The sequence below is a fragment of the Microbacterium sp. 4-7 genome, assembly GCF_014332665.1.
In the GTDB taxonomy this organism is placed as follows: domain Bacteria; phylum Actinomycetota; class Actinomycetes; order Actinomycetales; family Microbacteriaceae; genus Microbacterium.
This window is the reverse complement of record NZ_MCRH01000009.1, coordinates 12,804-25,205: the sequence shown is the minus strand read 5'-3', so window position 1 is coordinate 25,205 and position 12,402 is coordinate 12,804. Positions and strand designations below refer to the sequence as shown.

12 protein-coding genes are annotated in these 12,402 nt (G+C 69.1%); 3 read left to right on the top strand and 9 right to left on the bottom strand.

Annotation, left to right across the window (positions count from 1 at the left end):
* Nucleotide 1: 1 nt before the first annotated feature.
* Nucleotides 2–1,540: a PucR family transcriptional regulator ligand-binding domain-containing protein gene (locus BEP68_RS17450; protein WP_315985329.1), complete on the bottom strand. Its 1,539-nt coding sequence runs from the start codon at nt 1,538–1,540 to the stop codon at nt 2–4.
* A 99-nt stretch (nt 1,541–1,639) separates the two neighbouring features.
* Here BEP68_RS17450 and BEP68_RS17445 point away from each other — a divergent pair, with 99 nt between their 5' ends.
* Together BEP68_RS17445 and BEP68_RS17440 are read left to right on the top strand one after the other, a co-directional pair.
* Nucleotides 1,640–3,124, top strand: coding sequence for a CoA-acylating methylmalonate-semialdehyde dehydrogenase (locus BEP68_RS17445; RefSeq protein WP_072591932.1), 1,485 nt, complete (start codon nt 1,640–1,642; stop codon nt 3,122–3,124).
* 36 nt (nt 3,125–3,160) lie between these two features.
* Complete coding sequence (locus BEP68_RS17440; RefSeq protein WP_187250722.1) at nt 3,161–4,549, top strand: aspartate aminotransferase family protein; 1,389 nt, start codon at nt 3,161–3,163, stop codon at nt 4,547–4,549.
* Between the two features lie 34 nt (nt 4,550–4,583).
* Here BEP68_RS17440 and BEP68_RS17435 read toward each other — a convergent pair whose 3' ends face one another.
* Genes BEP68_RS17435 through BEP68_RS17415 form a run of 5 tightly spaced genes read right to left on the bottom strand, consistent with a single transcriptional unit; the run spans nt 4,584 to nt 9,619 of the window.
* Entirely contained in the window at nt 4,584–5,312 is a 729-nt protein-coding gene (locus BEP68_RS17435) for a FadR/GntR family transcriptional regulator (RefSeq protein ID WP_053097799.1), read from the bottom strand.
* 33 nt (nt 5,313–5,345) lie between these two features.
* Nucleotides 5,346–6,125, bottom strand: coding sequence for a 3-oxoacyl-ACP reductase (locus BEP68_RS17430; RefSeq protein WP_053097800.1), 780 nt, complete (start codon nt 6,123–6,125; stop codon nt 5,346–5,348).
* A gap of 47 nt (nt 6,126–6,172) precedes the next feature.
* A complete protein-coding gene (locus BEP68_RS17425; protein ID WP_187250721.1) occupies nt 6,173–7,534 on the bottom strand; it encodes an aldehyde dehydrogenase family protein in 1,362 nt (453 codons plus the stop codon).
* The gene (locus BEP68_RS17420; RefSeq protein WP_187250720.1) at nt 7,531–8,283 is read right to left on the bottom strand and encodes a gamma-glutamyl-gamma-aminobutyrate hydrolase family protein; all 753 of its coding nucleotides are present in this window, start codon (nt 8,281–8,283) and stop codon (nt 7,531–7,533) included. The genes BEP68_RS17425 and BEP68_RS17420 overlap by 4 nt, the downstream gene beginning before the upstream one ends.
* Nucleotides 8,264–9,619, bottom strand: a complete 1,356-nt coding sequence (locus tag BEP68_RS17415) for a glutamine synthetase family protein (RefSeq protein ID WP_187250719.1) — start codon at nt 9,617–9,619, stop codon at nt 8,264–8,266. Before BEP68_RS17415 ends, BEP68_RS17420 begins: the two co-directional genes overlap by 20 nt.
* A 156-nt stretch (nt 9,620–9,775) precedes the next feature.
* Here BEP68_RS17415 and BEP68_RS17410 point away from each other — a divergent pair, with 156 nt between their 5' ends.
* A complete protein-coding gene (locus BEP68_RS17410) occupies nt 9,776–11,323 on the top strand; it encodes an amino acid permease (protein ID WP_053097808.1) in 1,548 nt (515 codons plus the stop codon).
* Between the two features lie 22 nt (nt 11,324–11,345).
* Here BEP68_RS17410 and BEP68_RS17405 read toward each other — a convergent pair whose 3' ends face one another.
* The 3 genes from BEP68_RS17405 to BEP68_RS17395 are packed head-to-tail and all read right to left on the bottom strand — an operon-like array spanning nt 11,346 to nt 12,339.
* On the bottom strand, nt 11,346–11,618 hold the full coding sequence (locus tag BEP68_RS17405; protein ID WP_053097810.1) for a metal-sensitive transcriptional regulator: 273 nt from the start codon (nt 11,616–11,618) through the stop codon (nt 11,346–11,348).
* 29 nt (nt 11,619–11,647) lie between these two features.
* A complete protein-coding gene (locus tag BEP68_RS17400; protein ID WP_187250718.1) occupies nt 11,648–12,061 on the bottom strand; it encodes a type II toxin-antitoxin system VapC family toxin in 414 nt (137 codons plus the stop codon).
* A complete protein-coding gene (locus tag BEP68_RS17395) occupies nt 12,058–12,339 on the bottom strand; it encodes a type II toxin-antitoxin system prevent-host-death family antitoxin (RefSeq protein WP_053099257.1) in 282 nt (93 codons plus the stop codon). The genes BEP68_RS17400 and BEP68_RS17395 overlap by 4 nt, the downstream gene beginning before the upstream one ends.
* Nucleotides 12,340–12,402 lie beyond the last annotated feature (63 nt).

Here is a 12,402-nt window from a genome sequence, read left to right as displayed (position 1 = left end):
CTCAGTCGGTCACCGCGGTGCGCCGCCTCGCGAGGAGCGCGAGGTGGAGCGCCGCGATCGTCTCGCCGTCGTCGAGGTCGGCACCGAGCAGATCGCCGATCAGCGTGAGGCGCTGATAGAACACCGACCGCGACAGGTGACTCGCGGCGGCCGCCGCCGAGCGGTTGCCCGGGTGTGCGACGAGAGCCGCGAGCACGGCGAGCAGGTCGCCGCGACGCTCGCGGTCGTGACGGATCAGCGGCGCCAGCATCCGCTCGCTGTGCTCGTGCAGTCGGTGATCGTCGCGCAGCGTGGCGACGAGCCTCTCGAGCGGGCGATCGTCGACCCGCCGCACTCTGGCCCCCGCCTCGGCGCGGTCGCTGTCGGCGAGATCGCGCGCGGCGCGCAGCGAGCCGAGCAGTCCGACGACGTCATCGGCGACCGGGCCGACGAACACCGCGCGGTCGGGACCGGCGATGCGCAGCACGACCACGTCGGACAGCACTGCGGATGCCGGAAGTGACAGCAGAGCGACGTCGTCGCCCTCGACCCTGGCCGCCATGACGGCGAACCCCGCCTGCCGTGCGCGATACGCGAGCTCGCTGATCGACGCCGACCCTCGGGCGACGATCCCGTGGCACTGCCGGTCGGCGAGGGCGAAACCGCCGGCACGCAGCCGCGCGTCGATGTCGTCGGCCTTCGCGAAGCGCGCCCCCAGCAGGTCATCGATCACCGTGCGCTGCGCGAGCAGCGACCATTCGGTGTCGCCGCCGTCGGCGATGCAGCCGAACGCGAGGGCCGTCGCCCCCTGTTCGAGCACCGTGACCCGCCCGGCGGGGTGAGCCGGTCCCGGCTGGGCGAGCAGCGTGCCCCAGCGCACTCCCCGCGCCTGCACCGGCACCCGCTCGGCGTCGCCACGCGAGCTCAGGACGTCGGCGATCGGAGAGTCGAGCCCCTCGGCCGCGATCACCTCACCTGCGAGGTTCTCCAGGATCACCGGTGCGCGCAGCGCCCGCGCGGTCTCGGACACCACGACATCGGCTGGCGCGCCCTGCAGGCTCAGCGCGGTGAAGAGCTCGTGCAGGTGCTGACGCTCGTGCAGCGCGTGCGTCTGCGCGGCGATGAGGGCGTGATGCACCGCCTCGGTCACCGCGACGAACTTGACCTCGCGGGTCAACGCGATGAGCGCCAGTCCGACCGTCGCGCACAGGTCGACCAGCGGCTGGGGCACCGCCTCACGGGCTGTGCCGAGCTCGAACACGATGCCGGCGATGCCCGCGCGGTGCAGGCTGGTCGCGAAGTCCCGCAGCTGCTCGACGTCGCTCGGCCACCCGGCGCCGGTGGTCAGCAGCAACTCGCCGCCGTCGAGAAGCCGCGCGACGTCCGGGCTGTCGGAGACATGCACCCACCGCACGGCGACATCGAGAGCGGCGCCGCCGACGAGCACGGACGGGCCGCCCTGCTGCACGGCGGGCTCGGAGAGCACGTCGGAGACGCTGAGAAACGTGCTGCCATCCGGACGTTCTGTCCGACCCAGCTCGATGTCGCTACGTTCTGACACCTGTTCACCCTCTCGTGCTCTGTGATCATGGGAGAGAACCCAGCGTATCGCTGCTCGGTCAGAGTGTTCGATACGGATCACGCAGCACGAAGGAGTCCCGTGGACATCGTCCGTCACCTCATCAATGGAGCAGAGACCGCCGACGCGGCGCGCACGGGACAGGTCTTCGACCCGGCCACCGGTCAGGTGTCGAAGCAGGTCGCCTTCGCGTCGACCGCCGAGGTCGACCAGGCCATCGCCGCCGCGGCATCCGCTCTGCCCGCCTGGCGCGAGACGAGCCTCATCAAGCGCGCCGACGTCTTCTTCCGCCTGCGTCAGCTGCTCAAGGAGCGCACGCCCGAGCTCGCGGCGATCGTCACCTCGGAGCACGGCAAGGTGCTCTCGGATGCCGCCGGCGAGGTCTCGCGCGGCATCGAGAACGTCGAGTTCGCCGCCGGCCTCGTGCACCTGCTCAAGGGAGAGCGCAGCGAGCAGGTCTCGCGCGGCGTCGACGTGCACTCGGTCAAGCAGCCCGTCGGGGTCGTCGCGGCGATCACGCCGTTCAACTTCCCCGTCATGGTGCCGCTGTGGATGGTCGCTTCGGCGATCGCCTGCGGCAACACGGTCGTGCTCAAGCCGAGCGAGAAGGACCCGTCGGCGGCCATCTGGATCGCGAAGCTCTTCCAGGAGGCAGGATTGCCCGACGGCGTGCTCAATGTCGTGAACGGCGACAAGGAGGCCGTCGACGCGCTGCTCGAGTCGCCGCGGGTGAACGCTATCAGCTTCGTCGGATCGACCCCGATCGCCCGCTCCATCTACCAGCGGGCGGCGAACGCGGGCAAGCGCGTGCAGGCTCTGGGCGGCGCGAAGAACCACATGGTCGTGATGCCGGATGCCGACATCGACGCCGCGGCCGACGCGGCGGTCTCGGCCGCGTACGGCTCGGCCGGCGAACGCTGCATGGCCGTCTCGGTGCTGGTCGCGGTGGGAGACATCGCCGACGACCTGGTCACAGCGATCGCCTCGCGCATCGACGGACTCACCATCGGCGCGGGCACGGATGCCGCGAGCGAGATGGGCCCGCTCATCACCCGCGAGCACCGCGACCGCGTCGCCTCCTACGTGACCGGCGCCACCGCGGAGGGTGCGACCGTCGTGGTCGACGGCACGACGAAGGAGTTCGACTCCGACGGCTTCTTCATCGGGGTCAGCCTCATCGATCGGGTCGCTCCCGGCATGAAGGTGTACGACGACGAGATCTTCGGCCCGGTGCTCTCGGTCGTGCGCGTCGAGACCTATGCCGAGGCCGTCGAGCTCGTCAACGCGAACGCGTACGGCAACGGCACCGCGATCTTCACCCGCGACGGCGGCACCGCCCGTCAGTACGAGTTCGACATCGAGGTCGGCATGGTCGGCGTCAACGTGCCGATCCCCGTGCCGATCGGCGCCTACTCGTTCGGCGGCTGGAAGGACTCGCTCTTCGGCGACTCGCACATCTACGGACCCGAGTCGGTGCACTTCTACACTCGGTCGAAGGTGGTCACGACGCGCTGGCCCGACCACACGCCCTCGCAGATCGACCTGGGCTTCCCGAGCAACCACTGAGCCCCCGAGCAGACACTGAGAACCGAGACACGAGACATGACGAACTTCATCGATCGCCACGGCGCATCGCATCCGCTCCCCGCCCCCGAGGCCGAGGCGCAGGTGCGGGCGGACGACCGCGGCCACGTCTTCCACTCCTGGAGCGCCCAGGGACTCATCGATCCGCTGCCCGTCGCCGCGGGTGAGGGCTCGACGTTCTGGGACTACGCCGGCAACGCCTACCTCGACTTCTCGAGCCAGCTGGTGAACCTCAACCTGGGGCACCAGCATCCCGACCTCGTGGCCGCGATCCAGCAGCAGGCGGGTCGCCTCTCGACCATCCAGCCGGCGATGGCCAACGACGTGCGGGGCGAGCTCGCCCGACTCATCGTCGAGGTCGCGCCCGAGGGCTTCGAGAAGGTCTTCTTCACCAACGGCGGCGCCGAGGCCAACGAGTACGCCGTGCGCATGGCGCGCCAGTCGACGGGCCGCCACAAGGTGCTGTCGATGTACCGCAGCTATCACGGGTCGACCTCCACGGCGATCTCGCTGACGGGTGACCCTCGCCGGTGGGCGAACGGCACACCGGATTCCGGAGCCGTGCGCTTCTTCGGGCCCTACCTCTACCGCTCGCCGTTCCACGCCGAGACGCCGGAGCAGGAGTCCGAGCGCGCCCTCGCCCACCTCGAGCAGACCATCCAGCTCGAAGGACCCTCGACGATCGCGGCGATCATCATCGAGACCGTCGTCGGCACGAACGGCGTGCTCGTGCCGCCGCCCGGCTACCTGCAAGGCGTGCGCGAGCTGTGCGACCGCTACGGCATCATCTACATCGCGGACGAGGTCATGGTCGGCTTCGGCCGCCTCGGCGAGTGGTTCGGCATCGACGCGTACGACGGGCGTCCCGACCTGATCACCTTCGCGAAAGGCGTGAACTCCGGGTACGTGCCGCTCGGCGGCGTCGTCATCTCCGCGCGCATCGCGAAGGCCTTCGACACCACGCCGTTCGCGGGAGGGCTCACATACTCCGGGCATCCGCTCGCGTGCGCCGCGGGCGTCGCGACCTTCGAGGTGTTCCGCCGCGACGGCATCCTCGAGCGGGTGCGCGACCTCGGCGAGCGCATCGTCGAGCCGACCCTGCGCCGCTGGGTCGACACCCACCCGAGCGTCGGAGAGGTACGCGGCCGCGGGCTCTTCTGGGCCGTCGAGCTGGTTCGCGACAAGGAGACGCGTGAGCCGCTCGTGCCGTTCAACGCGAGCGGAGCGGATGCCGCGCCCGTCGCCGCCTTCGCCGCCGCCGCCAAGAAGGCGGGTGTCTGGCCGTTCACGCACTTCAACCGCATGCACGTGGCACCGCCGCTCGTGATCGGCGAGGACGATCTCGTGCGCGGTCTGGCCGTGCTCGACGAGGCTCTCGCAGTGGCCGACGAGGCAGCCACGAGCTGACAGTGCCGTGAGGCGCAGCCGCTGCTGCGCGGGTTCAGATCAGGAATCCGCGCAGCAGCGCTTCGGAACCGGCGAGGTGATCGCGCATCGCCGCCTCGGCGACGTCGGGCCGCCCGGCGAGGATCGCCGTCACGATCTGCTCATGCTGCTCACCCGAGTGCTGGATGTTGCGCGGCATCAGCGGGAACGTGTCGAGCCACGCATTGACGTCGGCCCGGTTCTCGGCGACCAGCGCGACGAGCGAGGGGATGCCGGCCGCCTCCGCGATCGCGAGGTGCAGCAGCGTGTCGAGACGCCGATACTCCTCGGGCCCGGCGGGCAGCGCGGCCTCATGTCGCGCCCACAGGTCGGCGCGGGTCGCGGCATCCAGCGCCCGGCTCGCCGCAGCCCGCACTGCTCCCGTCTCGAGCACCCGCCGCAGCCCCAGCACATCGTCGATCTCGTCCGCCGTGACCTCCCCGGCATCCGAGGGCTGGGGCAGCGGATCGGCGATGAACGTGCCGCCGTACCGCCCCCGCTTGGGCACCAGGTATCCGGTGTCGGCGAGTTCGCGGATCGCCTCGCGCACGGTGTCGCGACTGACGCCGAACGAGGCGGCGAGCTCTCGTTCCGGCGGCAGCGACTCCCCCGGGGCGACGACGCCGAGGCGGATGGTCTGCACGAGGCGAGCCACCGCATCCTCGAGGGCGTTGCCTCGGCGAAGCGGCCGGTAGACCGCCCGGCGCACCTCGACGAGATCGCCGTCGGAAGGGTGCTCGCTCATGCTTTCACCTTGTCACAGTGACATGGTCCCGCTTCACAGCGGGGTGACGTAGGCGTTCGTGATGCCGCCGTCGACCACGAAGGCGCTGGCGGTGATGAACGATGAGTCGTCCGAGGCGAGGAAGGCCACAGCGGCGGCCAGCTCGGACGGCTCGGCGAAGCGCCCCATCGGCACGTGCACGAGTCGTCGCTGCGCGCGCTCGGGATCCTTGGCGAACAGCTCCTGCAGCAGCGGCGTGTTCACCGGCCCGGGGCACAGCGCGTTCACCCGCACGCCCTGTCGCGCGAACTGCACGCCGAGCTCGCGCGACATCGCCAGCACGCCGCCCTTCGACGCGGTGTAGCTGATCTGCGAGGTCGCCGACCCCAGCAGGGCGACGAACGACGCGGTGTTGATGATCGATCCGCGACCCGCCGGCACCATGTGGCGCAGTGCCGCACGGCTGCACAGGTACACGCTCTTCAGGTTCACGTCCTGCACGCGATCCCAGGCCGGCAGCTCGGTCGTCTCGATCGAGTCGTCGTCGGCGGGCGAGATGCCGGCGTTGTTGAAGGCGATGTCGATACGGCCGAACTCCGCGGCGACGCCGTCGAAGAGCGTGTTCACCATGGTCTCGTCGGCCACGTCGACGGGACGGAACGCACCGCCCACCTCGGCCGCCGCCTTCTCGCCCGTGGCGGGGTCGACGTCGGCGATGACGACGAACGCGCCTTCGGCCGCGAAGCGCTGAGCGGTGGCGAAGCCGATCCCGCTCGCCCCTCCGGTGATGATCGCGACGCGGTCCTTGAGGCGCTGGGTCAGATCGATGGTCATGTGTGCTCTCCGTTGCAGGTGGGGATGGTCGGGCCGGGTGTCGCTGGTCAGGATTCGTCTGTCGCGAAGAAGACGTTCTTGGTCTCGGTGAAGTGCTCTGCGGCGTCGGGACCGAGCTCGCGCCCGAGTCCGGATGCCTTCATGCCGCCGAACGGCGTCGCGTAGCGCACCGACGAGTGCGAGTTCACCGAGAGCACGCCGCTCTGCACGCCGCGCGAGACGCGCACGGCCCGTCCGAGGCTCTCGGTCCAGATCGACCCGGCGAGACCGTAGGCGGTGTCGTTCGCCAGGCGGATCGCATCGGCCTCATCCTCGAACGGCATCACCGCGACGACCGGGCCGAACACCTCCTGCTGGGCGATCCGGTCGGACGGGTCGGCGAGCACCACGGCGGGCGCGAACCAGAATCCGTCGCCGCTCGGAGCGCTGCCGCGGAACGCGACGTTCGCGTCGTCGAGGAACCCCGACACGGTGTCGCGATGCGCGGCCGAGATGAGCGGCCCCATGTCGGTGTCGGCACTCGACGGGTCGCCCACACGCCACGCCCTGACCGCGGGTTCGAGCATCTCGAGGAACCGGTCGTACACCGATCGCTGCACGAGCAGCCGGCTGCGGGCGCAGCAGTCCTGGCCCGCGTTGTCGAACACCGAGCCGGGCACCGCGGCGACGGCCTTCTCGAGGTCGGCGTCGGCGAAGACGATGTTGGCGCTCTTGCCGCCGAGCTCGAGCGTCACGGGCTTGAGCGCGCGTGCGCATCCGGCGGCGACCTCGATGCCGACCTCGGTCGACCCGGTGAACACGACCTTGCGGACGTCGGGGTGCTCGACGAGACGCTGCCCCACCACGGATCCCGACCCGGTGACCACCTCGAACAGCCCTTCGGGAAGGCCCGCCTCGAGGGCGAGCTCGCCGAGTCGGATGGCTGTCAACGGCGTGAGCTCGGCGGGCTTCAGGACGACGGCGTTACCTGCGGCGAGCGCCGGCGCGAACGCCCACGCCGCGATCGTCATCGGGAAGTTCCACGGCACGATGACTCCGACCACGCCGTAGGGGTCGTGGAAGGTGACGTCGAGTCCGCCCGCCACCGGGATCTGACGGCCCGACAGCCGCTCGGGGTCGGCCGAGTAGTAGTTGAGCACCTGAGCGACGTGTCCGGCCTCCCAGCGGGCCGAGCCGATCGGATGCCCGGAGTTCCGCACCTCGAGCTGTGCGAGCTCCTCCGTGGCGGCCTCGACCGCACGAGCGAAGGACCGCAGTGCATCGGCTCGATCGACCGGGGCGAGAGCCGCCCACCGTCGCTGCGCTGCGACCGCGCGGGCGATCGCGGCATCCGTCTCTCCGATGTCGGCGCGCGCGACCTCGCGGATCGCCGCGCCGGTCGACGGGTTGATGACTGTGAACGCGCTCATCGGGCGTCCTCCTTCCGCCCTGCGGCGAACGCACGGGCTTGTGAGACGAGATCGGTGAAGAGCCGCCGATCCTCGGCGTTCTCCTCGGGGTGCCACTGGACGCCGACGATGTGGCCGGCTGACGTGTCGACGAAGGCCTGCACGAGACCGTCGTCCGAATGCGCGGCGGCGACGAGCCCCTCGCCGAGACGGTCGACCCCCTGGTGGTGGTAGCTGTGCACCCGCATCTCGGTCTCGCCGATGATGTCGGCGAGAGGGGTGTCGGTCGACACCGCGACGTCGTTCTCGGCGAAGACACCGCCGCCGATGCGGTACTTCTCGGTGCCGAGCGACTCGGGCAGGTGCTGCTGCAGGGTTCCGCCGCGGGCGACGTTGACGAGCTGCAGACCGCGGCAGATGGCGAGCACCGGGATGCCACGACGCTCGGCCGCCTGGAAGAGCGCGAGCTCCCACGCGTCGCGGTCGACCCTCGCGGGGTCGGTGAGCGGATGCCGGTCCTCGCCGTACAGCTCGGGGGCGACGTCCGCGCCCCCCGAGAGCACGAGCCCGTCCATCCCCGAGATCGCCGCATCTGCAGCATCCGGATCCTGTGGTGGAAGAAGAAGGGCGATGCCGCCGGAGGAGGTCACGCTTGTGAGGTACTGCTCCGGCAGGAACGCGGCCCTGACATCCCACACCCCCTGCTGCGCGCGCTCGAGATAGGTCGTGACGCCGATCAGCGGCGCGGGGTCAGAGGCGCTCGAAGCCACGGATGCGCTCCCAGTCGGTGACGGCCGCGTCGTAGGCTTCCACCTCGATGCGGGCCTGGTTCAGATAGTGCTCGACCACGTCGTCGCCGAACGCCGCCCGCGCGATGGTCGATTCGCTGAACAGCTTCGCCGCCTCGCGCAGGGTGGTCGGCAGGTGGTCGACCGCATCCTCGTAGGCGTTGCCGGTGAAGCGCTCGGGCAGCGGCAGTTCGTTCTCGATGCCGTGCAGACCGCCCGCAATGATCGCCGAGATCGCGAGGTACGGGTTCACATCTCCGCCGGGCACCCGGTTCTCGACCCGCAGCCCCGATCCATAGCCGACTACCCGCAGAGCGCACGTGCGGTTGTCGATGCCCCATGCCACACCGGTCGGCGCGAAGCTGCCCTTCGCGAAACGCTTGTACGAGTTGATGTTCGGCGCGAGCAGCAGGGTGAATTCGCGCAGAGTGGCGAGGATGCCGGCGATCCAGTGCTCCATGACGGGACTGAAGCCGTGCTCTCCGTCGCCTGCCATGACCGGGGCACCCGACTCGTCGCGCAGCGACAGGTGGATGTGACAGCTGTTGCCCTCCCGCTCGTTGAACTTGGCCATGAACGTGAGCGCCTTGCCGTGCTGCTCGGCGATCTCCTTCGCGCCGTTCTTGTAGATCGCGTGCTGGTCGGCGGTCTCCCGCACCTCCGCATACCGGAACGCGATCTCCTGCTGACCGAAGTTGCACTCGCCCTTCACGCCCTCGCAGTACAGGCCCGCGCCGTCCATGCTGTTGCGGATGTCACGCAGCAGCGGCTCCATGCGGGTCGAGGCGAGCAGGTTGTAGTCGACGTTGTAGTCGGTCGCGGGTGTCAGCCCGTCGTACTTGCGCGCCCAGGCGTCGCGGTAGGTGTTGTCGAAGACGATGAACTCGAGCTCGGTGCCCGAGTACGCGGTCCAGCCCCGCTCGGCGAGGCGGTCGCGCTGGCGATCGAGGATCGCCCGGGGCGAGGGCCCGACGGGTTCGCCGTTCTGCCACACGAGATCGGACATGACCAGCGCGGTGCCCTCGAGCCACGGGATGTTGCGCAGGGTCTCGACGTCGGGCTTCAGCACCATGTCTCCGTAGCCGCGGTCCCACCCCGACATCGCATAGCCGTCGACGGTGTTCATGTCGACGTCGACCGACAGCAGGTAGTCGCAGGCCTCGGCCCCGTGAGCCAGGATGTCCTCCTGGAACAGCCGCGCCGACACGCGTTTGCCGACCAGTCGCCCCTGCGCATCCGCGAAGGCCACGATCACCGTGTCGATCTCACCGGCGGCGATGCCGGCATCCAGCTGTTCGATGCTCAGGTTGCCCGACATCTGACGCTCCGTTCTCGTGCGGTGAAGCGATCGGCCGACCGGCTTCGCCCTCAGAGTAGATCAACTCGTCGTCTAAAGGTAGACGAAACCACCATTGACTGTCACAATCATCCGCAAGGTGCACCCGGCGCCTGCACGCATGCGAACGGAGAGCGGATGTCCCAGCAGAGCAATGAATCCCGCAAGGTCGCCGGAGCGACCTATACACGTGCCGGGAGTGACTACTTCGAGAAACGGACGCTGAAGAGGTCGGCCGGCGTCTGGGGCCTGTGGGGTCTGGCGGTCGCCGCGGTGATCTCGGGCGACTTCTCCGGCTGGAACTTCGGCATCGACTTCGCGGGTTTCGGCGGGATGCTGATCGCGTTCGCCATCCTCGTGGCGATGTACTACGGCATGATCTTCGCGATCGGCGAGATGGCGGCCGCGATGCCGCATACCGGCGGCGCGTACTCCTTCGCCCGCTCGGCCATGGGTCCGTGGGGCGGTCTCGTCACCGGAGCCGCCGAGACCATCGAGTACGTCGCGACCACGGCGGTGATCGTCTACTTCTCGGCGTCGTATGCCAACGGCATCACGAGCGAGCTGCTCGGCCTCGAACTGCCGGGCTGGGTCTGGTATCTCATCCTCTACGTCGTCTTCATCGCCCTGAACTCCGCGGGCGCCGCCATCTCGTTCCGCTTCGCGATCGTCGTCTCCGTGATCTCCATCGGCATCATCCTGGTGTTCTCCGCCATGGCGATCTTCTCCGGCGCGTTCTCGTGGGATGCCCTGTGGGACATCGTCCCCGACGAGGGCCAGACCGCGTTCCTTCCGCACGGCGTCCTGCCGATCCTGTTCGCGCTGCCGTTCGCGATGTGGTTCTTCCTCGGCATCGAGGAGCTCCCGCTCGCGGCCGAGGAGTCGCACAACCCGACCCGCGACATCCCGAAGGCAGGATTCTGGGCCCGCGGCACCCTGATCGTCACCGGACTCCTGGTGCTGTTCCTGAACACCGGCGTGATCGGCGCCGAGGCCACCGGCACCGCCGGTGAGCCGCTGCTCGACGGCTTCCGCGCGATCGTCGGCGACCAGCTCGCCGCCGTGCTCGCGCTGTTCGCCCTCATCGGCCTGCTCGCGTCGCTGCAGGGAATCATGTTCGCCTACGGACGCAACATGTACTCACTGTCCCGCGCCGGCTACTACCCCCGCTTCCTCTCGCTCACCGGAAAGCGGCAGACCCCGTGGGTCGCGCTCACTGTCGGCGCGGCGGTCGGCTTCGTCGCGCTGATCGTGCTCGACGTGCTCACGGCCGTCGACTCGGAGGGTGCCGGAACGGTCGCCGGCGCGATCGTGCTGAACATCGCCGTCTGGGGAGCCGTCGTCGCCTATGGGCTGCAGCTCGTGTCGTTCATCATCCTGCGCAAGAAGTTCCCGAACGTCGACCGTCCGTACGTCAGCCCGTGGGGCATCCCCGGCGCGGTGATCGCCCTGGTGATCGCGGCACTGATCTTCGTGGGCTTCCTGCTCAACCCGACCTTCGGCCCGGCGATCATCGCGATCGCGATCGTCTACGCGATCATCCTGCTCGGATTCGGTCTGTTCTTCCGGCACCGCCTCGTGCTCTCGCCCGAAGAGGAGTACGCGCTGTCAGGCGGTTCGCACGGCGACCCGCAGGCCGAGGGCTACGACGCCATGGAGGGCGAGGTGTTCGGCGGCGGACGCTGACGCGGAGCGGAGGAGCGCGGCGCTACTTGCGGTCGAAGTCGAACGCCTTGAGCAGCTCGTCGACGGCCTTGTCGCGCTCCTCCCCACCCTCGTCGAACATGTGCGTCACGTGCGTGCGCAGATGGTTCTCGAGCAGCAGGCGGTTGAGGGACTCGAGCGAACGCTGGATCGCGCGGGACTGCGTGATGATGTCCATGCAGTACTCCTCGCTCTCGATCATCCGCGCGACTCCGCGCATCTGACCCTCGAGGATGCTGGTGCGGTGCAGCGCACGCTTCTTGATGTCTTCGATCACGATTCGAGGGTACTCGGATCCTGCCTCGGTCAGCCCGAGAACGGGTTGAGGACAGCGAGTCCCGGGATGTCGAAGTCTCTCTCGTTGCGGGTGACCAGCGTCAGTCCGTGGTGCAGCGCGGTGGCCGCGATGAGCGAGTCGCCGAGCGGACGCCGGTTCGGCACTTGGATGGCTGCGGTGATCTGAGCGATCGCCTGCGTCACCTCGAGAGCGGGGTGAACCAGTCCGCTTCTGACCGAGTCCAGCCACCGTTCCAGAGACGCGGCGGCGACGGCATCCCGTCTCCGCGCCAGGAGGACGCCGCGCTCGAGTTCGAGCCCGGTGATCACGCTGATGTGCATGGACTGCCGAGCCGTCGCGCCGAACCACCGCGCCACGCCGAGGTCGGGCCTGGGCCGACGGATCTCCGAGATCACCTTCGTGTCGACCAGGAACGGTGTCACAGGTCGATCTCTCGTCCGAAGTCACGCGATCTGTCGGCGGCGATCTCGTCCATGATCTGACCGAAGACGTCATCGGGATCCGCCCCCTCAGGGAGGGGCCGGACGACGTCCAGGAAGGATCGCGTGTCCTCCGTCAGAGCGGCGGGCCGGAGGCGTTCGTACTCTCCGATGCTCAGCAGTACATAGGCGGGCTCGCCACGTCTCGTGATCATCACGGGCTGCCCGTCGGCGACGCGCTGAGCGCGCGCGACGGACTGGTTGAACTCTCGAGCGGTCATGGTGAACACGATGGACCCCGTTTCGAACTGTAGTGAGAGTACTACACAGCGTGGACTCGGTGA

Excerpts from the sequence above, each read along its gene's own strand:
- BEP68_RS17415 (WP_187250719.1), bottom strand. The coding sequence starts at position 9,619 with ATGTCGGGCAACCTGAGCATCGAACAGCTGGATGCCGGCATCGCCGCC.
- BEP68_RS17410 (WP_053097808.1), top strand. The coding sequence starts at position 9,776 with ATGTCCCAGCAGAGCAATGAATCCCGCAAGGTCGCCGGAGCGACCTAT.
- BEP68_RS17435 (WP_053097799.1), bottom strand. The coding sequence starts at position 5,312 with ATGAGCGAGCACCCTTCCGACGGCGATCTCGTCGAGGTGCGCCGGGCG.
- BEP68_RS17440 (WP_187250722.1), top strand. The coding sequence starts at position 3,161 with ATGACGAACTTCATCGATCGCCACGGCGCATCGCATCCGCTCCCCGCC.
- BEP68_RS17430 (WP_053097800.1), bottom strand. The coding sequence starts at position 6,125 with ATGACCATCGATCTGACCCAGCGCCTCAAGGACCGCGTCGCGATCATC.
- BEP68_RS17395 (WP_053099257.1), bottom strand. The coding sequence starts at position 12,339 with ATGACCGCTCGAGAGTTCAACCAGTCCGTCGCGCGCGCTCAGCGCGTC.
- BEP68_RS17425 (WP_187250721.1), bottom strand. The coding sequence starts at position 7,534 with ATGAGCGCGTTCACAGTCATCAACCCGTCGACCGGCGCGGCGATCCGC.